The sequence below is a fragment of the Burkholderia sp. BC1 genome (genome assembly GCF_052683555.1).
The window spans coordinates 1-19375 of record NZ_JBQYLP010000059.1 but is presented as its reverse complement, the minus strand read 5'-3'; the positions used below and the strand labels follow the sequence as shown (position 1 = coordinate 19375).

General features: G+C 66.2%; 21 protein-coding genes. 15 read left to right on the top strand and 6 right to left on the bottom strand.

Annotated elements, in window-relative coordinates:
- Positions 1-182 precede the first annotated feature (182 nt).
- The 13 genes from ACSHSS_RS23370 to ACSHSS_RS23310 are packed head-to-tail and all read left to right on the top strand — an operon-like array spanning position 183 to position 12494.
- On the top strand, positions 183-2186 hold the full coding sequence (locus ACSHSS_RS23370; protein WP_021159345.1) for a conjugal transfer protein TraG: 2004 nt from the start codon (positions 183-185) through the stop codon (positions 2184-2186).
- Positions 2183-2647, top strand: coding sequence for a ribbon-helix-helix protein, CopG family (locus tag ACSHSS_RS23365; protein WP_021159346.1), 465 nt, complete (start codon positions 2183-2185; stop codon positions 2645-2647). The genes ACSHSS_RS23370 and ACSHSS_RS23365 overlap by 4 nt, the downstream gene beginning before the upstream one ends.
- On the top strand, positions 2644-3696 hold the full coding sequence (gene trbB, locus ACSHSS_RS23360; protein WP_066132405.1) for a P-type conjugative transfer ATPase TrbB: 1053 nt from the start codon (positions 2644-2646) through the stop codon (positions 3694-3696). The genes ACSHSS_RS23365 and trbB overlap by 4 nt, the downstream gene beginning before the upstream one ends.
- A complete protein-coding gene (locus tag ACSHSS_RS23355; protein ID WP_011516107.1) occupies positions 3693-4076 on the top strand; it encodes a TrbC/VirB2 family protein in 384 nt (127 codons plus the stop codon). Before trbB ends, ACSHSS_RS23355 begins: the two co-directional genes overlap by 4 nt.
- The gene (locus ACSHSS_RS23350; protein ID WP_003138984.1) at positions 4073-4345 is read left to right on the top strand and encodes a VirB3 family type IV secretion system protein; all 273 of its coding nucleotides are present in this window, start codon (positions 4073-4075) and stop codon (positions 4343-4345) included. The genes ACSHSS_RS23355 and ACSHSS_RS23350 overlap by 4 nt, the downstream gene beginning before the upstream one ends.
- 12 nt (positions 4346-4357) lie before the next feature.
- A complete protein-coding gene (gene trbE / locus ACSHSS_RS23345) occupies positions 4358-6817 on the top strand; it encodes a conjugal transfer protein TrbE (protein WP_011516108.1) in 2460 nt (819 codons plus the stop codon).
- Complete coding sequence (trbJ, locus tag ACSHSS_RS23340; RefSeq protein WP_011516109.1) at positions 6814-7551, top strand: P-type conjugative transfer protein TrbJ; 738 nt, start codon at positions 6814-6816, stop codon at positions 7549-7551. Before trbE ends, trbJ begins: the two co-directional genes overlap by 4 nt.
- A 12-nt stretch (positions 7552-7563) precedes the next feature.
- Positions 7564-7884 (top strand): hypothetical protein, encoded by a 321-nt coding sequence (locus ACSHSS_RS23335; protein ID WP_011516110.1) that lies wholly within the window; start codon positions 7564-7566, stop codon positions 7882-7884.
- On the top strand, positions 7881-9260 hold the full coding sequence (gene trbL / locus ACSHSS_RS23330) for a P-type conjugative transfer protein TrbL (RefSeq protein WP_011516111.1): 1380 nt from the start codon (positions 7881-7883) through the stop codon (positions 9258-9260). Before ACSHSS_RS23335 ends, trbL begins: the two co-directional genes overlap by 4 nt.
- A 24-nt stretch (positions 9261-9284) precedes the next feature.
- Positions 9285-9989: a conjugal transfer protein TrbF gene (trbF, locus tag ACSHSS_RS23325; RefSeq protein ID WP_011516112.1), complete on the top strand. Its 705-nt coding sequence runs from the start codon at positions 9285-9287 to the stop codon at positions 9987-9989.
- Positions 9986-10978, top strand: coding sequence for a P-type conjugative transfer protein TrbG (gene trbG / locus ACSHSS_RS23320; protein WP_011516113.1), 993 nt, complete (start codon positions 9986-9988; stop codon positions 10976-10978). The genes trbF and trbG overlap by 4 nt, the downstream gene beginning before the upstream one ends.
- Positions 10979-10980: 2 nt before the next feature.
- Positions 10981-12252, top strand: a complete 1272-nt coding sequence (locus ACSHSS_RS23315; RefSeq protein ID WP_011516114.1) for a TrbI/VirB10 family protein — start codon at positions 10981-10983, stop codon at positions 12250-12252.
- The gene (locus ACSHSS_RS23310; RefSeq protein WP_011516115.1) at positions 12249-12494 is read left to right on the top strand and encodes a DUF2274 domain-containing protein; all 246 of its coding nucleotides are present in this window, start codon (positions 12249-12251) and stop codon (positions 12492-12494) included. Before ACSHSS_RS23315 ends, ACSHSS_RS23310 begins: the two co-directional genes overlap by 4 nt.
- 468 nt (positions 12495-12962) lie before the next feature.
- Here the strand turns inward: ACSHSS_RS23310 and ACSHSS_RS23305 are convergent, their stop codons facing one another.
- From ACSHSS_RS23305 to ACSHSS_RS23290, 4 genes are all read right to left on the bottom strand, one after another.
- Positions 12963-13301: a hypothetical protein gene (locus tag ACSHSS_RS23305; RefSeq protein ID WP_054317500.1), complete on the bottom strand. Its 339-nt coding sequence runs from the start codon at positions 13299-13301 to the stop codon at positions 12963-12965.
- Entirely contained in the window at positions 13298-14503 is a 1206-nt protein-coding gene (locus tag ACSHSS_RS23300) for a hypothetical protein (protein ID WP_445545614.1), read from the bottom strand. The genes ACSHSS_RS23305 and ACSHSS_RS23300 overlap by 4 nt, the downstream gene beginning before the upstream one ends.
- Positions 14500-15939, bottom strand: coding sequence for a UbiA family prenyltransferase (locus ACSHSS_RS23295; protein ID WP_175795078.1), 1440 nt, complete (start codon positions 15937-15939; stop codon positions 14500-14502). The genes ACSHSS_RS23300 and ACSHSS_RS23295 overlap by 4 nt, the downstream gene beginning before the upstream one ends.
- Before the next feature lie 289 nt (positions 15940-16228).
- Positions 16229-16402, bottom strand: a complete 174-nt coding sequence (locus ACSHSS_RS23290; protein WP_175795076.1) for a hypothetical protein — start codon at positions 16400-16402, stop codon at positions 16229-16231.
- A 213-nt stretch (positions 16403-16615) separates the two neighbouring features.
- Between ACSHSS_RS23290 and ACSHSS_RS23285 the strand changes: the two genes are divergently transcribed.
- Together ACSHSS_RS23285 and ACSHSS_RS23280 are read left to right on the top strand one after the other, a co-directional pair.
- Positions 16616-17473, top strand: a complete 858-nt coding sequence (locus ACSHSS_RS23285) for an AraC family transcriptional regulator (protein WP_105853897.1) — start codon at positions 16616-16618, stop codon at positions 17471-17473.
- Positions 17474-17517: 44 nt separating this feature from the next.
- On the top strand, positions 17518-17925 hold the full coding sequence (locus ACSHSS_RS23280; RefSeq protein WP_105769589.1) for a DUF2000 domain-containing protein: 408 nt from the start codon (positions 17518-17520) through the stop codon (positions 17923-17925).
- A 16-nt stretch (positions 17926-17941) separates the two neighbouring features.
- Here ACSHSS_RS23280 and ACSHSS_RS23275 read toward each other — a convergent pair whose 3' ends face one another.
- Entirely contained in the window at positions 17942-18292 is a 351-nt protein-coding gene (locus ACSHSS_RS23275) for a VOC family protein (protein WP_054317495.1), read from the bottom strand.
- A gap of 65 nt (positions 18293-18357) precedes the next feature.
- Positions 18358-19281 (bottom strand): DMT family transporter, encoded by a 924-nt coding sequence (locus ACSHSS_RS23270; protein WP_175795075.1) that lies wholly within the window; start codon positions 19279-19281, stop codon positions 18358-18360.
- Positions 19282-19375: the final 94 nt, after the last annotated feature.

Below are 19375 nucleotides of genomic sequence, written 5' to 3'. Positions count from 1 at the left end.
GCCTTCGCTTGCGGCGCTTTTCTTCGGCTCGCCGTCACACTAATTCTTTCTTTTTGCTCGACCATTCTGCTGAAAACGGTCTTTGACCGGCACTGACCCGGCACCGATCCTGACGCATGCGGCACGTTCCTGTGCCGCGATTTCCATGAGGAATCAGCGCAGGAGAAATCGGAGGCCAGGTCATGCAAGGGACGAACGTGCTGTTCGGTCAGATCGCCGTGGTGTTCGGCATCGTGATCGCCGGCGTGTGGGGCGCCACACAATGGACAGCAGCGGCCCTTGGCTATCAAGTACGCCTTGGCTCTCCCTGGTTCGATCTTCTTGGCACGCCGATCTACCACCCGTGGAAGCTGTTTGAGTGGTGGTTCTTCTTCGGCGCCTATGCGCCGGAAGTATTCGACACCGGCGGCGCCATCGCCGGCGCCAGTGGCATGGTCGCCGTGGGCGTTGCCATCGCCATGTCGGTCTGGCGCTCGCGCCAAGCTCGCCTCGTCACCACCTACGGCTCGGCGCGTTGGGCTAACGCGCAGGACATTCGCATGGCGGGCCTCACGCATCCAGCCGGCGTCTTCCTCGGCCAGCACGACCGCCAGTACCTGCGGCATGAAGGCCCGGAACACGTCCTGACCTTCGCGCCTACGCGCTCGGGCAAGGGCGTCGGCCTCGTGGTGCCGACGCTGCTGTCCTGGCCTGCATCCGCCGTCATCCACGACATCAAAGGCGAGAACTGGCAGATCACTGCGGGCTGGCGCTCGCGCTTCTCGCATTGCCTGCTGTTCAACCCGACCGATGCGAAGTCGGCGGCCTACAACCCGCTGCTGGAGGTGCGGCGCGGCGCGCATGAGGTGCGCGATGTGCAGAACATCGCGGACATTCTGGTTGATCCCGAAGGTGCGCTGGAGAAGCGCAACCATTGGGAGAAGACCAGCCACGCGCTGCTGGTCGGGGCCATCTTGCATGTCCTCTACGCGGGCGAAGACAAGACGCTGCGCGGCGTCGCCAACTTCCTCTCCGATCCGGCCAGCCCGTTCGAGCTGACCTTGCATCGGATGATGACCACGCCGCACCTCGGCGATGGGCCGCATCCGGTCGTCGCATCGGCGGCGCGCGAAGTGCTCAACAAGTCGGACAACGAGCGTTCCGGCGTGTTGAGCACTGCCATGTCGTTCCTCGGCCTGTACCGCGATCCCACGGTGGCCGAAGTCACCTCGCGTTGCGACTGGCGCATCGCCGATCTGATCGCGGCCGAGCATCCGGTATCGCTATATCTGGTGGTGCCGCCTTCGGACATTTCGCGGACAAAGCCGCTCATCCGCCTGATCCTCAACCAGATCGGCCGGCGCCTCACCGAGTCGCTCGATGGCTCCGACGGCATCGCACGCCGCCACAAGCTGCTGCTGATGCTCGATGAGTTCCCAGCGCTGGGGCGTCTGGACTTCTTCGAGACGGCCCTAGCCTTCATGGCGGGCTATGGCATCCGCAGCTTCCTCATCGCGCAGTCGCTCAACCAGATCGACAAAGCCTACGGCCAGAACCATTCGATTCTGGACAACTGCCATGTGCGCGTGACGTTTGCGACGAATGACGAGCGCACCGCCAAGCGCATTTCCGAGACGTTGGGCACTGCGACCGAACTGCGCGCCCAGCGCAATTACGCAGGCCACCGGCTGGCTCCGTGGCTGGGCCACCTCATGGTGTCGCGTCAGGAAACCGCGCGCCCGCTGCTGACGCCCGGCGAAGTCATGCAGCTTCCGCCTGACGTGGCGGTGGTGATGGTGTCGAGCGTGGCGCCGATCAAGGCGAAGAAGCTGCGCTACTACGCGGACGCCAATTTCAAGCGGCGCGTGCTGCCGCCTCCTGTGCTGGCGGACGGCCGATACGCCGACGCGCCGCCGGTGCGCCCGGACGACTGGAGCGGCCTGGCGATTCCTGCTGTACCCGCCGCGCCTGCGGCCGATGCCGCCGAAGGCTTCGGCGCTTCGACCGACGACGGTGGCCCACGCCGTCAACCCGAACTCTCCGAAACCGTCGCCTACGCCCCCGAGCTGGCCGCGAGCACCGCCGACCTCGACCTGCTCGATGACGACGACGACCTGCCGCTTCCCCTTCCTCGCCAGCTTAATCCGGCCATGCAGCGCACGGCCCGGCTGGCTTCCCTCGACCCCAACGACGGAATCGAGCTATGAGCCACTACCGCCTGAATCTCTTTATCCAGCCGGAGCACGCCAAGCGCCTGGACGAGCTGGCCGCCAAGAAAGGCGTGTCCAAGTCGTCCATCGTCGCGGCGGCGCTCGCATCGTGGCTGTCGCCCGATGCCGCCGACCAGCGCGAGGCGGCCATCGCCAAGCGGCTTGATCGCCTGTCGCGTCAGGCCGAGCGCATGGAGCGCGACCAGAACATCGCCATCGAGACGCTGGCACTGTTCATCCGCTACTACCTGACCGTCAGCACGCCGGTGCCGGAGGCCCATCAGGAGGCGGCGCGCGCCCAGGGCAAGGCGCGCTTCGAGCAGTTCACCGAGCAGCTTGGCCGCAACCTGCTGCGGGGCCGCAGCCTGGTGCGCGACGTGGTGGAGGAACTGCATGCCGACCCGATGCAGATGGAGGACGCGGCGGCAGCCGCGCAAGCGCAGGAGCGTGCGTCATGAGCGCCGTTCCGCAGTCCATGAGTGCCACGTCGCTCGACCGCCGCATCCAGATGCTGCGCACGGCAATGGGGCCGCTGATCGCCGCTGCGCTCGAAGACCCCGACGTGGTGGAAATCATGCTCAACCCGGATCGCACCCTTTGGGTGGATCGCCTGTCGTCGGGCCGCGCGCCGATGGGCGTTGAGATGCCCGAGGCTGATGGCGAGCGAATCATCCGCCTGGTCGCGGCCCATGTCGGCGCGGAAGTCCATCGCGGCCAGCCGCTCTTGTCGGCGGAGCTGCCCGAGACGGGCGAACGCTTCGAGGGCATCTTGCCGCCTGCTGCACCGGGGCCGGCCTTCGCGCTGCGCAAGCGCGCCATCGGCGTGATTCCGCTGGAGCGGTACGTCATCGACGGGATGATGACCAGCGCCCAAGCGGGCTTTCTCGTTCGCGCCGTGCGCGAGCGTCAGAACGTGCTGATCGCCGGCGCTACCAGCAGCGGCAAGACGACCTTGGCCAATGCACTGCTGGCCGAGATCGCCGCCACCGGCGACCGCGTACTGGTGCTCGAAGACACGGTGGAACTGCAATGCGCGGCGCGCGACCACGTTCCACTGCGCACGCGCGCAGGCGTGGTGTCCATGACGGAACTGGTGCGCTCGTCCATGCGCCTGCGGCCGGATCGCGTCGTCGTCGGCGAGGTGCGCGGCGCCGAGGCGCTGGATCTCATCAAGGTGTGGGGCACGGGCCACCCCGGCGGCATCGCCACGATCCATGCCGGCTCCGCGCTGGGCGCGCTGCTGCGCCTGGAACAACTGATTCTCGAAGTGGCCGTGAATCCGCCCCGTGCGCTGATCGCCGAGGCGGTCAACGTGGTGATCCACATCGTCGGGCGCGGGCGCAAGCGCCGCATCGAGAGCATCGCCCGCGTCGTCGGCTTCGACGGCGTGGGCTACCAACTGGCGGACGCGCTGGAAACGTCGTTTCCCGAGCTACTGCCGATCCCCGATGCCGCATCCGCTGCGGCGACTTCCCCGTCCCCTGACCAACCTGGAGAACTGCCATGACGCAGATGACCATTTCTGCTTTCCGTGTTTCCGTAAATCCGGCTTTGCGCCTTGCACGGCTGCGTAGCCTGGCCCGCCCTGCTGGGCAAGGGCTGCTGCTGGCCGCGCTGCTGCTGTTCCTGGCCGGCACCGCGCAGGCCGCCGGTTCCTCGATGCCGTGGGAAGGCCCGCTGCAATCCATCCTCGAATCCATCCAGGGGCCGGTGGCGCGCATCGTCGCGGTCATCATCATCATCGCAACCGGCCTCGCGCTGGCCTTCGGCGACACGTCGGGTGGTTTCCGCAAGCTGATCCAGATCGTGTTCGGCCTGTCCATCGCGTTCGCGGCTTCGAGCTTCTTCCTGTCGTTCTTCAGCTTCTCCGGCGGGGCCGTCGTATGAGCGGCCCGGATACCTTCGCGGCTGGGTTCGAGGTGCCGCTGCATCGCTCGCTGACCGAGCCGATCCTGCTGGGCGGTGCGCCGCGCACCGTGGCAATCGCCAACGGCACGCTGGCCGCCGCCGTCGGGCTAGGCCTGCAACTGTGGATTCCTGGCGTCGTGCTCTGGATCGTCGGCCATTCGCTGGCGGTATGGGGCGCGCGCGTCGATCCGCAGTTCATGGCCGTGTTCGCCCGGCACATCAAGCACCGCCCGCTGCTGGACGTGTGAGGGGACGCCGCCATGCTGAACCTTGCCGAATACCGCCAGCGACCCGCATTGCTCGCCGACTGGCTGCCGTGGGCTGGATTGGTTGCGCCGGGCGTCGTCTTGAACAAGGACGGCAGTTTCCAGCGCACGGCCCGGTTTCGCGGGCCTGACCTCGACAGCGCGACGCAAGGCGAGTTGATCGCCACGTCGGCACGCCTGAACAACGCCCTGCGCCGCATGGGTTCGGGCTGGGCGCTGTTCATTGAAGCAGAGCGCCGACCCGCCGCCGACTATCCGCACTCGGAGTTTCCCGAGCCACTGTCGTGGCTGGTGGACGAGGAACGCCGCGCCACCTTCGAGGACTCGGGCAACCACTTCGAGAGCGGCTATCACCTGACGCTGGTGTACCTGCCGCCCGAGGAATCGCGCGCCCGTGCCGCCAAGATGCTCTACGAGAACACGCCGACGAATGGCGTGGACTGGCGCGAGCGCCTGCAAGCCTTCGTCGCGGAGACGGATCGCGTCTTTGACCTGCTCGATGGCGTGATGCCGGAAATCACCTGGCTCGATGACAGCCAGACGCTGACCTACCTACACGCCACCATCTCGACGCGGCGCTATCGCGTCGGCGTGCCCGAAGTGCCGTTCCACATCGACGCGCTGCTGACCGATTCCGCGCTGGTCGGTGGCCTGGCACCGATGCTGGGCGACCAGCACCTGCGCGTGGTGTCGGTGCGGGGCTTCCCGACCTCGACCTGGCCGGGGATTCTGGACGACCTCAACCGCCTCGGCTTTGCCTACCGCTGGAGCACGCGCTTCCTGTGCCTCGACAAAGCCGAGGCGGAACGGGAGTTGGGGCGCCTGCGCCGCCAGTGGTTCGCCAAGCGCAAGAACGTCATCGCGCTGCTGCGCGAAACGATCTTCCAGCAAGAAAGCCCGCTGGTGGATACCGACGCCAGCAACAAGGCGGCGGATGCAGACGCGGCCTTGCAGGAGCTGGGCAGCGATCAAGTCGCCTTCGGCTACCTCACCGCGACGGTGACGGTGCTCGATGCCGACCCGGCCGTGGCCGACGAGAAGCTGCGCATGGTTGAGCGCGTCATTCAGGGACGCGGCTTCATCACCATCCCGGAAACGCTCAACGCCGTGGATGCGTGGCTGTCGTCCATTCCGGGCAACGCCTACGCCAACGTGCGGCAGCCCATCGTCTCGACGCTGAACCTGGCTCACATGATGCCGGTGTCGGCGGTATGGGCCGGGCCGGAAAAGGACGAGCACCTGGACGGCCCGCCGCTGATCGTCACGCGCACCGATGGCGCCACGCCTTTTCGCTTGGTCACTCACATCGGCGACGTGGGCCACACGCTGGTCGCGGGGCCGACCGGCATGGGCAAGTCGGTTTTGCTCGCCACGCTGGCAATGCAGTTCCGCCGCTATCGCGGCTCGCGCATCTTCGCGTTCGACATGGGCCGCTCGATGCGCGCCACGGTTCTCGGGCTGGGCGGCGAGCACTACGACCTCGGGACGGACGGCGAAATCGCCTTCCAGCCCTTGGCACACATCGACCGCGAGGGCTACCGCACCTGGGCGGCCGAATGGATCGAAGGCCGCTTGCTGCATGAAGGCGTGGCGGTCGGTCCCGACGAGAAAGCGGCTATCTGGTCGGCGCTGGGAAGCCTCGCCGGTGCGCCGTTGGAGCAGCGCACGATGACGGGGCTTTCCGTGCTGCTGCAATCGAACACGCTGCGTCAGGCGCTGTCGCCCTATGTGCTCGGCGGTGCCCACGGCAAGCTGCTGGACGCCGACCATGACCGGCTAGGCATGGCCGACGTGCAGTGCTTCGAGATGGAGGAACTGATGCACAACAAGGCCGCCGTCATGGCCGTGCTGCATTACCTCTTTGCACGCTTCGATGAACGCTTCGACGGTGCGCCCACGCTGCTGATCCTCGATGAAGCGTGGCTGTTCCTCGATGACCCGGTGTTTGCCGCGCGTATCCGGCAATGGCTCAAGACGCTCAGGAAAAAGAACGTCAGTGTCATCTTCGCCACGCAATCGCTGGCGGACATCAAGGATTCGAGCATCGCACCCGCGATCATCGAGAGCTGCGCAAGCCGCATCTTCCTGCCGAACCCGCAGGCGACCGAGCCGCAGATTCGTACGATCTACGAGGGCTTCGGCCTGAACTCACGGCAGATCGAAATCGTCGCCACCGCGCAGCCCAAGCGCGACTACTACTACCAATCCCGCTTCGGCAACCGCCTATTCGACCTCGACCTGGGGCCGGCGACGCTGGCCTTTGCGGGCGCTTCCACGCCGCAAGACCAGCGCGACATGGACCGCGTGCTGCTGGACGCCGGCACGCCCGGCTTCGCAGGCGGCTGGCTGCGCCATTGCGGCCTCGATTGGGCGGCCGATCTGCTGCCCTCGTTCCCCGGCCTCGCGCCGGGTTCCCTCCGTACCGCTGACCACCTATTGGAGAACCAGCTATGAAGATCCGTGCGCTTTCCATTTCTCTCGCCGCCGCGCTGTCGGTATCGCTGCTGGCCGTACAACCGGCATCTGCCATCACGGTGTTCGATCCGTCCAACTTCGTGCAGAACACGCTGACCGCGATTCGCACGCTGGAGCAGATCAACAACCAGATCCAGCAGCTTCAGAACGAAGCGCAGATGCTGATGAACCAGGCGCGCAACCTCGCCAGCCTGCCGTCCAGCGTGGTGAACCAGTTGCGCGCCAATCTGGCGACGACCGAGCGGCTGATCGCTCAGGCTCGCGGCTTGGCCTACGACGTGACGAACCTCGATCGGGAGTTCGCGCGCCTGTATCCCGAGCAGTACGCCGCCACCGTCAGCGGCGACCAGATGTACCGCGACGCGCAGGAGCGTTGGCGGAACACGCTCAACGGCTTGCAGACCACCATGCAGATGCAGGCGCAGGTGTCGCAGAACCTGGGCGAAGACGAAAGCGTGCTGGCCGACCTTGTGAGCAAGAGCCAGTCGGCCCACGGTGCATTGCAGGCCATGCAGGCCATGAATCAGTTGCTCGCCTTGCAGGCCAAGCAATCGATACAGGCGCAACGGCTCCAGATCACACAAGACCGGGCCGCCTCGCTGGAGCTGGCGCGACAGGCGGCGGCCACGGAACGTGCCCGCGAAGTGCGGCGGCGCTTCCTGGGCGAAGGCACGCCGTACACGCCGCAGACCGTGAACTTCTACCGCGACTGACGGGAGGCCGCCATGCGATGTGTCCTCGTCCTGTGTGCTGTGCTGCTGGCCGCTTGCAGCGAGCAGCCGGCCGACAATCTTGCCGATGCCTTGGCCGCCGATCCCGTGCGGCTCAAGGCATTGCGCGCGCAATGCGCGGCCGACCGACAGGCTACGGGCGAGGACGCCTGCCGCGCCGCTACCGAAGCCTTCCGGCGGCGCTTCTTTTCTGGCCAGGCCGGGCCTGATGAATACCTGACGCTGCCCGACCTGCCGCCGATCCCGCCGAGCTTCGAGGAATCGGCCGATGGCATGGCGCCGGCCGTTCCCGTCGAACCGGAGGACACGCCATGAATGACGTGACCATCATCGACCAGTTCCTCAACACCTTCGCCACCTACATCGACTCGGGTTTCGGACTGCTGCGGGGCGAAGTGGCGTTCCTCACGGCCACGCTGATCGTCATCGACATGACGATCGCCGGCCTGTATTGGGCCATGAGCCATGCCACCGGCCAGGGCGAGGACGTGATCGCCAAGCTGCTGCGCAAGGTGCTCTACGTCGGTGCCTTCGCCTATATCCTCAACAACTTCAACTGGCTGGCCAGCATCGTGTTCCGCTCGTTCGCCGGGTTGGGCATCACCGCCACCGGCTCGGCCATCACGATGGAGAACTTCCTCCAGCCGGGCCGGCTGGCCAAGACCGGCATCGACGCCGGGGCGCCAATTCTGGAACAGATCGGCGAGATGGCCGGGTTTCCCGAGGTGTTCGTGAACCTCGATCCCATCGTGGTGATGTTCCTCGCTTGGTTGGTCGTGGTCCTGTGCTTCTTCGTGCTGGCGATCCAGCTTTTCATCACGCTGATCGAGTTCAAGCTGACCACACTCGCGGGCTTCGTGTTGGTGCCGTTCGCGCTGTGGAACAAGACCAGCTTCCTCGCCGAGAAGGTGCTGGGCAACGTGGTGTCGTCCGGCGTCAAGGTACTGGTGCTGGCCGTGATCGTGGGCATCGGCTCGGGCCTGTTCGCGCAGTTTCAAGTCCATCCCGCCGAACCGTCCATCGACCACGCGCTGGTCATCATGCTGGCCTCGCTCACCTTGCTGGCGCTGGGGATCTTCGGCCCCGGCGTCGCCACGGGCCTCGTGTCCGGTGCGCCGCAGCTCGGCGCTGGCGCAATGGCCGGTGCTGCTGTCGGCGCTGCCGGCACGGCTGTCGCCATCGGCGCCGCCGCGACGGGCGTGGGTGGCGCCGTGGCTGCTGGCGCGCGCATGGCCCCGGCTGCCGCCAAGCTGGCCGGAAGCGGTGCGCGCGCCGCCACGACGGCGGCCGGCAGTGCGAAGTCGGCGTTCCAGGCCGGTTCCGCCGCCGCTGGCGGCGGCGCAAAGGGCGCGATGGCGGGCCTGGGCAACGTCGCCAAGACCGGCGCGCAGGCCGCCGGATACGCGGCTGCATCCCGTGCTTCCGCTGCCGGGCAGCGGATGGCCGCTCCGTTCCGTGCTGGCTGGAATGGCTCGATGGCCGACGCTGGCGCGTCAGCCGGCCAAGCCTCCGCAGGAGAAGCCCCCGCAGGCGACGCCGCTGCACAGAAGCCGGAACAACCCGCCTGGGCCAAGCGGCTGCATCGCCGCCAGCAACTCACCCACGCCGCGACCACCGCCGCGCACACGCTGCGCGGCGGTGACGGTGGCGGCTCGGGGCAAGGCCCGAGCCTGCGCGGCTCCGACGAGTAAAGCGATTCACAAGGAGAACTGACCATGCGATTCAGAAAACCGCAGGTGCGCTATGCCGACACGCCGCAGCCTGCCACGCCGTACCAAGCTGCCGGCCAGGTGTGGGACGACCGTATCGGCTCGCCGCGCGTGCAGGCGAAGAACTGGCGCCTGATGGCCTTCGGCTGTCTGACGCTCGCGCTGTTGATGGCCGGCGGCCTGGTGTGGCGCTCGGCGCAGTCCTTCGTGACGCCCTACGTCGTGGAGGTGGACAACGCGGGCCAGGTGCGCGCCGTGGGCGAAGCCGCCACGCCGTACCGGCCCAACGATGCACAGACGGCGCACCACATCGCGCGCTTCGTGACGCTGGTGCGCTCGCTGTCCATCGACCCCATCGTCGTCCGCCAGAACTGGCTGGACGCCTACGATTACACGACCGACAAGGGCGCGGCCGTGCTCAACGACTACGCGCGAGTCAACGACCCGTTCGCGCGCATCGGCAAGGAGTCGGTGACGGTGCAGATCACCAGCGTCGTGCGCGCCAGCGACACGTCTTTCAACGTGCGCTGGACGGAACGCCGCTACGTCAACGGCGCCGCGGCGGGCCTGGAGCGGTGGACGGCCGTGGTGTCCATCGTGCTCCAGCCGCCGCGCACCGAAGAACGCCTGCGCAAGAACCCCCTGGGCATCTACGTCAACGGCCTGTCGTGGAGCCGCGAACTGGATTCTTCCGAAGGAGCCAAGCCATGAATGATCTTTTCCGTAAATCCGCTTTGCCGGTGATCCTGCTTGCCCTCGTGGGCTGCGCCTCGCAGGGCAAGCCACCGCCGACCATCTCGCTCGATGAGCCGGTGCAGGCCCAGCCGCTGCCGGAGCCGCCCGCGCCGGTGGAGGTGGTGGCCGTGCCCGAGGTTCTACCGATGCCGGCGCAGTTGAAGCCGTTGCCCGAAGCTGAGGACGCCAAACCTGCGCCGGAGCCGGCTGACGAGAAGGTGCGCGTCTCGCGCGCCAATGCCGAGGCCCGCGTAGCCCCCACGCGCGAGGGCTACGTCAATGCGATTCAGGTTTGGCCCTTCACGGACGGGGCGCTCTATCAGGTCTATGCGGCCGTGGGCCGCGTGACCGTGGTTTCGCTCCAGCCGGGCGAGGAACTGGTGACGGTGGCCGCTGGCGATACCGTGCGCTGGATCGTGGGCGACACGTCCAGCGGCAGCGGTGCCGATCTGCGCGTGAACGTGCTGGTCAAGCCGATTCGCTCAGGCCTCAAGACCAATCTCGTCATCACCACCAGCCGCAGGACGTACCTGCTGGAGCTGGCTTCGACGGAAAAGACGTGGATGGCGTCGGTGTCCTGGGAGTACCCGCGCGACCGGATGCTGGCGCTACAGCGCCAAGCGCAGGCGGCCAATGCCGCCGCGCCGGTCGATGCCGGGCTGGCGCTAGAGAACCTGCGCTTCCGCTACGCAATCAGCGGCAGCAATCCGCCGTGGAAGCCGTTGCGCGCCTTCGACGACGGGCAGAAGGTCTATATCCAGTTCCCCGCTGGCATCGCGCAAGGCGAGCTGCCGCCGCTGTTCGTGATAGGGCCGGAAGGCGACGGGCAACTGGTGAACTACCGCTTCCGCTCGCCGTACTACATCGTGGATCGCCTCTTTGGCGCGGCAGAGCTGCGCCTGGGCGGCGACAAGGGCGCCATGGTGCGGATCGAGCGCACGGATGGCGTGGCACGGAGGAACTGACCATGATCCAGGACGACACCCCCGACCTCGCCAGGCCGCAAGCGGGCAAGGTCGCGCCCGAGGCGTTGGCGCTGCGCGCCCAGCCGCGCCCGGTCACGCGCCTGAACCGGCGCACGCTGGCCATCCTCGTCGGCGGCCTGTCGGTCGCCGTGCTCGGAGCCACGATCTGGTCGTTGCAACCGCAGCGGCGCAGCGCGGGCGAGCAGCCCGAGCTTTACAACGTCGATCGCGTCTCGAAGTCCGAAGGGCTGGACGGCCTGCCGGCCGACTACTCGAAGCTGCAGCCGAAGGTGCCCGAGTTGGGGCCGCCGCTGCCGGGCGATCTTGGCCCGGCCATCGTGAACTCGCAGCAGCCGGCCGTGGCCGCTTACGCGGCCCCCGGCCACCATCCCAACGATGCCTTGCGCAAGGAGGAAGAAGCCGCTGCGGCTTCGTCGGTGTTCTTCCGTTCGGGCGGCCAAGGCCCCACCGCCGCGGTGGCGCAGGCGACGCCGGGTGCGCCTGGTGGTGCAAGCGCGCTCGCGGCCTTCGACCCGCTCGCAGCCGGGTCGGCCTCGACGGCGGCGCAGCCTGGCGACCCGACCGCCGTGCAGAACCGGCAAGACCAGAAGGAGGCGTTCCTGAAAGCCGGTTCTACGGAAACCCGCAATTCCGGCAATCTGGCGCTGCCGGCGTCGCCCTATCAGGTGATGGCTGGAACCGTGATCGCGGGCGCGCTGGTGACGGGCATCAAGTCGGACTTGCCGGGCGACGTGATCGCCACGGTGACGGAGCCGGTCTATGACACGGCTACAGGCAAGTACCTGCTGATCCCGCAGGGGTCGCGCATCCTCGGGCGCTACAACAGCCAGGTCAGCTACGGGCAGAGCCGCGTGCAGGTGGTGTGGAACCGGATCATCCTGCCCGACACGTCCTCGCTGACGCTCGACAACCTTGTCGGCACCGATCCAGCCGGCTATTCCGGTCTAGAGGATGACGTGGATTGGCATTGGAATCGCATCGTCGCGGGCGCGGTGCTGACGACGCTGCTGGGCGTCGGAGCCGAGCTGGCCGCGCCGGAGAACCGCCAGGACGGCAACCGCATCGTCATCGCCGGGCGCGACAGCGCCCAGGACGGCATCAATCAGGTCGGCCAGGAGATCACCCGGCGCAACATGAACATCCAGCCGACGCTGACCGAGCGGCCGGGCCTGCCGGTGCGGATCATCGTCAACCGGGATCTAGTGCTGCGGCCCTACCAGCCGCTGTTCTTCAATCGGGGAGCTTCGCAATGAGCGCGACCAAGAAGCTGCGGCTCGGGCCGCTGCCCAAGACCGAGAACGTCAAGCTGACCTTTGCCTGCCCGGCCAGCCTGAAAGCCGACCTCGACCGCTACGCCGCGCTGCACGCGCAGGCATATGGCGAAGCAGTCGATGCAGAGAAGTTGATCCCGCACATGCTGGAGGCGTTCATGGCGGGGGATCGGGGATTCAGGAAGGGCACGACGACCCGGAGCGCGCCATCAAAGCCTACATGATGGCATCGCATTCCAACGGCATCCATCGAACGCGCAGCCCTCAGCTGCGCGTTCTTCATTCTGGAGGCCGCCAAGCCTCTTGGGCTATGATGACGCGACAGGCCCGCCGTTCCTCGGCAATCCAGCACGACACAGTGCGATGCGGCTTTCTCTCCCGACGCTCTTATGTGGCTCCTAGCCGACGAAGCCGCGGTTCTGCAAAGCGGCCCCGAAAAGAGCTAACCTACTGCCCCATATACGGTTTCAAGCCCTGCGTGATTTGCGCGAAAGACTTGACACCGGCACTTTTTTGTTGGTGCGCGGCGCGGCGCGGTGTGGTGTGGTCAGCCGTCAACGTACCGGCTGCCGGGCCTTGCAACAGGCACGCTCGCCGGCGACGCGCCCTTCATGCCGCTTTCCGTGCCGGCGCACGGCCGACACAGGCCCGAGCAACCGGCGCCGCGGCAGGGATGCGGCTGCCGCTCCGCCTTACGCGTGTCGCGTCACCATCCAGACGCCGACCAGAATGACGACGGCCCCCATCGTCTGCATCGGCCGCAACACCTGTTCGTGCAGCGCCGTGAACGACAGCACCACGATCATCGACATCGCGACCATCGTCGGATAAGCGACCGCGAGCGTCGTCTTGCGCAACGCCAGCGCGTAAAGCACGAAGCCGATGCCGTACGCGGCAACGGCCGACGCGCGTGCGATCCACGGCAACAGGCTCGACTCGCCGAGCGCGGCGCCCTTCAGCGCCGCGACGCGCAGCAACACGCCGGCAGCGCCGCCGAACACGCCGCTGGCCACCACGATCAGCCCGTTCACAGCACGGCCTCGGCGGCCCGTTCGACTTCGGCACGACGCGGCGCACGCCCCGCGCCTTCCACCGCGTCCGCGCGCTTGCCGAAGATCGCATCGAAGCGCGTCGCACCGTGCAACGCAATCAACACGACGGCCGGAAACACGACCGAGAAATTGCGAGCTTCATCGCGGCAGCCGAACAGCATGAACAGCGGCAGCACCGCAAGGAACGCCGCAAGGAAGTATCGGCGATAGTGCGTGGGCGTATTGCGCCATGCGGCGCGGAAGAACACGGCGAGCGGCACCAGCATCAGCGGGTTTTCGAGGCTCGGCGTAAAAATGCCCTTGCCGATCAGGTTGTAGAACGACAGATACGATGCCGGATTGACCCAGAACTTCAGGTTGCCCCAGAGCTGGAACGCGACGAAGTCGCCCGCGTTGTGCGCATAGCCGCTCATGATGAAGTGACGCGTCACGCCGCAGATCGCGAGCTGCGCGGCAAGCCAGCCCACCCGTCTCGACAGCGGCACGTCGCGGTCGTGCAGGAAGAACAGCGCGAGTGGCACGAGGAAAAACGTCTCCTTGTTCAGCGAGAAGATCGCGATCGTCGCCGTACACGCGATCATGCGTTGCCGCAGCAGGAAATAGCACGCGCCGAGCGCACCGAGAATTTCAAAGAAATCGTAGTAGTACGCGCCCTGCTGGAACGTCAGCGGATAGAGGAAGCTGAATCCCGCCAGAAAGCCGACCGATTGCCCGAAACTCAGTCCGTGCAGGCGCGCGAGCTTGTACACGAGCAACAGCGCGAACAGCGCAGACAGCACGATCGCGATGTAGGTCAGGTGATAGGTGATCGCAACGACCGGCGTCCAGTACTGTTTCGGCAAGTCGGAGAAATAGGCGTTGCGCAGCGAATCGTGACGCGTGATCGAGCGATAGAGCTTCTGTTGCGTATCGGGCTCGATGCGCTCGGCCAGCCATTTCGCCGCTTTCGGAAACGACGAGCGATAAACGAAAGGCTTCGGCGCGCCGCCGTCCATCATGCCGATCAGGCTGAACGTATTGCGCAGATCGTCCGCCTGCGCATCGCGGAATCCCCACTTCAGCAGCACGCTGTTGGTGATGTTGCCCGCGCAGACGAACAGCAGCACGTACACGATCGAGAAGCGGCAAAACGCCAGCACGCGGTTTCGGTTCTTTTCCGTCATGGTGAAGATGCCGCTCACAGGGCGGGCAGAAAGTGAGCGGCCAGCACGGTCGCCACCATGGCGCACAACATGCCGAAGCTGCCGCGATTTTCGAGAAGATGGACGATCGGATCGTCGTGCATCGCGCCGCGAACCGTCGCGATCCAGAGACGGCCGAACAGGTAGATCAGGCCGATCTGGACCAGCCAGAGCAGCTGCGGCATCGCGTAGCGCCCCGCCGTTTCGGGCGCGTTGATGAACAGGCCGAACACGACGACCGCGGCGAGCGAAGAACCGATCCCGAAAGGCCAGAGCACTTCGAGATCGCCGACGCGATAATCGCGCCCGGCGGCCGCACGCTTGTCGCTCTGACGCAAGGACACGAGCTCCGAGCAACGCTTCACGAGCGCCAAGCTCAGAAAGGCGAAGACGGAAAACGCGAGCAGCCAGCGGCTCACGACGATCTCGGCCGCCACCGCGCCGGCGACGATGCGGTACGTGTACAGCAGCGACAGGATCACCACGTCGAGCAACACGATCGATTTCAGACGCCAGCTATATGCCGTCGTCAGCACGAGATAAAGCGCGAACATGCCGGCGAATGCGGGGGACACGGCGAATGCGAGCGCAAATGCGGCCGTCAGCAACAGCGCCGCGCAACCGAGGCCTTCCGTAATCGATAACGCCCCGCTCGCGAACGGACGGTTGCGCTTGCGCGGATGCCGCCGATCGTTGTCGAGATCCCAGAGATCGTTGCCGATGTAGGTCGCCGATGCACCGAGCGACATCGACACGAAGGCGAGCGCGAGCGTCGCGACCTTGTCGATGTCGAAGAATGCAAACGCCGTCAGCAGCGGAACGAACAGCAGCAGGTTCTTCAGCCATTGATGAACGCGCAGCGCGCCGAACCACGTCGCGAGGCTCGCGCGCGCATCCGCGAATTCCCGCTCGACCGGAACGCTGCCGCGCACGTTCGCGGCGACGTCGCGCGACGCGCCGGCGAGCACCGCCCCTTTTGCACCGGCCCAGACGGACAGGTCGGCCTTGCTGTCGCCGGCGTAGACGAAGTCGTCGCCGATCTGCTCGCGAATGCGGTCCAGCTTGGCTGCGCCCTTCAGATTCGTCCCGTCGCAGGTCGCGATCACGCGGTCGAACAGGCCCAGATGCGCGCTGACACGATCGGCGATCGAAGCATGGGCGGCCGTGGCCAATACGATCGTGCGGCCGCCCTGGCGTTCGTGACGCAGATAGTCGACGAGCGGTTGCCGATACGGCAGCGTCTCTGCCCGAAAATCGGCCTGCTCCGCAATGCGGGCCTTGAATGCGGCGCGGCCTTCGGCAAGCCAGAACGGCAAGCGCAGGACGCACGCGGGCTTTTTCCGTACGACCGCGATGACGGATTCCATCAAGGTATCCGACACCGTCAGCGTGCCGTCGAGATCGACGACGAGCGGAAGCGTTTTGGTCTCTCGCATGTGCTTCGACTTATTTTTTAATGAACTTCAACACCGATATTTTCTATTGCTTCGGAAATGCCCCGTTGCATTTCCGTTATCCCCGTGTGTCGCCTGCTGCTGCGCGACACTGCATTCCTCAAATCTTTATATGTATCGGCAAGCGATCGAAGCGGCGCCGATTGCCCAGCATTTCTCTACCGACATTCGGCGCGCAGCATGATGCCTGCGACGCTGCCCGCCCGCGTCTTCATGTGGAATGCCGATTCATTCTTGTCCGATCTGGTCCGAAACGGCCTTTGACGCTGTCTCAATCTTGACGATTCCGGGAACGCGAGCCGACCGCCTTTCGATTGGCCGCGCGGATCGTAACAGAAACGATCGCAATACGCACCTCAATAAGTGGCGCGAATCGTGATTTGATCGCTCGATTTCCGCGATCGAGACAATTAACGCCCCAATGCAGGACGAAAACCTGTTTCATGAAGGTTTTCGAATTGCAACATCTCGCCTGCCGCCTACGTGTCCGCGGCGGATTCGGCATCGCGCGACCGCGCGGCACGCCACGACGTCGATGCCCGCACCGCTCTCGCGCGGCCAGCTCCGTACCGCGCCGCCGCAGCAACGCGCGGTCGAGCAACACGACGCGCGCATGCGTACACTATCCGGCAGGCAACGACACGTAGCGACACGAGCGATGACGACCACGGCGCACGACATCGGCAGGTCCGATCACTGGATGGACGCACGGCGCGATCCCGAAACCGGGATCGAGAGCCTGCGCGCGCATTTCAGCGGCCATGCCTACGATCCGCACGATCACGACGACATGCTGATCGGCTATACCGAGCAGGGCGTCCAACGTTTTCAGTGCCATCGGTCGCTACATACGAGCGTGCCGGGCCGCGCGATCCTGATCGAGCCCGGCGCGTTGCACGACGGGCATGCGCCCGAACCCGGCGGCTTCACGTACGCGATGCTCTATCTGCCGCAATCGTGGGTCGAACGCGCGGCGCGTCGGCTCGAGTTACCGGGCCTGGCCGGCGTCGAAGCGGCGTTCGGGCATACGCTCGTCGACGACCGCGGCCTCGTCGACGCGATCCGGCAGGCGTTCGCCGCCTTGCACGGCAACGAGGGCAAGCTCGCGCGCGACCAGACGCTCGATCGCCTGCTGATGCACCTGCGCGGGCAGTTGCGCGAGCCGTTCGCGCACGAAACCGGCGCGGTGCCGCCCGCGATCGCGCGCGTGCGCGATCTGCTGCATGCGCGAATGGACGCGAACCTCGGTCTCGACGAACTCGCCGAGCTCGCCGGCATCGACCGCTTTCGGCTGACGCGCCTATTTCAGCGCGCGTTCGGCACGTCGCCGCATGCGTACCTCGTGCGCGTGCGGCTGCGCACCGCGCGTCGTCTGCTCGCGGCCGGCCGCACGCCGGCCGAAGCGGCGGCGGATGTCGGCTTCGCCGATCAGAGCCATCTCGGCCGCTGGTTTCGCCGCGCGTACCGGATCACGCCGGCCGCGTATCGGCGCATGTGCACAAACGTTCCAGACTGAGCGCGCGCGCTGCCCGATCATGAGCGGCTCAACAAGGAGCCGTTATGTTCGATACCAAAGTGGCGCTGATCGTGCGCGATGATCTCGCGGCCTGGCAAAAACTCAATGTGGTCGCATTTCTGGCGACGGGCGTCGCCGCAGAAGCGCCCGAAGCGCTCGGCGAGCCTTACGAGGATGCAGCCGGACGCCGCTATGCGCGCATGCTCGGCCAGCCGATACTGGTGTTCGCCGCCGATTTGAACGGATTACAGGCCGCGCACCGGCAGGCGCTGTCGCGCGAATTGACGATCGTGCCCTACGTGCATGCGATGTTTTCGACCGGGCACGACGCGGCCAACCGGGAAGTGTTTCGCGCGGAGGATGCGGAGAATCTCGATCTCGTCGGCCTCGCGCTGCACGGGCCGAAGAAGGCGGTAGACAAGGCGGTGAAAGGGCTCGCGCTGCACGGGTGAGGCGCACGCTCGCGCGTCAGCGATGTGCGAGCACGTTGACGAGCTTGCCGAACGGATCGCGCACATAAAACCGACGCACGCCCCACGGCTCGTCGGCCGGGCCGTATTCGACGGCGATGCCGGCCGCGCGCACGCGCGCAAGCGCTTCATCGAGATCGTCGACCTCGATCGACAGATCGGGCGTCGGCGTGCCCGATCCGCCCTGCGAGGCGACACTGATCTGCACGGTCATCTGTTCGGCATTGCCGTAAGTCGCGATCCAGCCGTGATCCATCAGCACGTCGAGGCCGAACACGTCGTGGTAAAAGCGCTTTGCGTCGTCGATCGATTGCGTATCGATATTGGCGACGATTCGTTTGACTTTCATCGGGTTCCTTCGCGAGTCAGGCAATCTCGCGAAGCTACACCGGAATCGCGCGCGCAGCCAGTGTGTCAACGGCCGGCCGTCTCCATGTCCACGCAGCGCGGCCGTCTGGCCCCCGTGCCACGGTTGCCGGCCAGCCAGACGCCGACGGCGACCACGACGATACCGATGTAGGTCGTCACCTCGATCCGGTCGCCGAACATCCACGCCGCCCACATCAGCGTCACGGGCGGCTCCAGATAAACGAGCGTCGCCACACGCGTCGCCGGCATCCGCTTGAGCAGCGCCCACAGCGACAGGTAAGCGATGAAGGTCGAGAACACCGTCAGCCAGACGACCGAAACCCACACGTTGGGCTGCGTCGGCACGCGCAAGTCGCCGGTGACGATGCCACACGCCGCGAACAGCACGAGGCTCACGCCGCCCTGCAGGAACAGCGGCAGGAACAGTCCATCCTCGTTGCTGCGCGCTGCCGTCAGCGCGCGGCGACGCTGATAGATGGTCGCGATCGACAGCCCGAACGCGGACACGAGCGGCAGCAGGTACATGACGATCCCGACCGACGCGGTCGGCAGCGCATACTGCCCGCCGATCACGATGCCGACGCCGATGAACCCGACGACGAGCCCGGCCCACTGCCGCGCCCCGCTGCGCTCGCTGCCTTCGAACGACGTCATCGCCGCCGTGATGAGCGGCTGCAACGCCGCGACGATCGCGGCGATGCCGGGCGGCAGACCGTGCTGAATCGCGACGTACACGCAGGCCAGATAGAGAAACTGCGACAGGAAGCCGATCACGGCGTGGTAGCGGATTTTTTCGAGCGTCAAGCGCCCGAGCTGCCGATTGAGGACGATCGCGAGGCACAGCGTGACGAGCAGGAACCGCCAAAACAGCAGATTGAACGCGCCGGCCGTCTCTGCGCCGAGCTTCGCACCGATGAAACCCGAACTCCACGACAGAACGAAAACGAGTTGAAGCAGAAGGAGCTGCATGGAGCGACGGCTCTCAGAAAGTGACCGGAGACAGGCGCTGCTCGCCTAGGGAAACGCTGATTTATTCGGCTCGGCGGTCATCGCAGACGTAGCC